At 43.2% G+C, this 632-nt stretch carries 1 protein-coding gene; it reads right to left on the bottom strand.

The features are described from left to right. Positions 1 to 632 (bottom strand): DUF11 domain-containing protein (locus J8L88_RS23410; protein ID WP_211062087.1); only part of this gene is annotated, 632 nt, incomplete at both ends.

Raw genomic sequence — 632 nt, 5'->3', positions numbered from 1 at the left:
CTCCACCATCATTGATCGTACCAATCGTAAATCCAGATGGAACTAAATCACTAACAGAAACACCCGTAGCAGCATCTGGACCAGCATTGCTAATCGTAAGAGTAAAGGTAATTACATCACCTACATTAGGACTAGTATTATCGATACTCTTTACAATACTTAAGTCCGAACTCTGGGGAATAACTACCGCTGTATCTTCATCATCATCCGCAATACCATCTCCATTATCATCCGTAGTACTATCACTGGTAGGATCACTGTCGGGATCAAACTGATCACTCGAGGTGATCTCTACTTGGTTTACATACTCATCGGTAGCACCCGTTGGAGCATCAACCGTAGCATCAAACGTTACTACTAAAGCTGTCGTAGTCGTTACAGTCTGGCCTGTCCAACTTACAACACCGCCAGTCTCACTACCTGTACCACTAATATTCGTGATATTACTGTAGCCGGCAGGGACAACATCATCAATATCAACTCCCGTTGCATCATTTGGACCTGCATTACTAACTGTGATCGTAAAAGTAACTACATCACCTACATTCGGAGTTGGGTTACTCACCACCTTGGCAATACTTAAATCTGAACTCTGTGGCGTTACTTCAAAATTAGCCTCGTCATCCTCATCC

Source organism: Aquimarina sp. MMG015, assembly GCF_018100855.1.
GTDB classification, from domain to species: Bacteria; Bacteroidota; Bacteroidia; order Flavobacteriales; family Flavobacteriaceae; genus Aquimarina; species Aquimarina latercula.
This window is presented reverse-complemented; position numbering and strand designations above follow the sequence as displayed.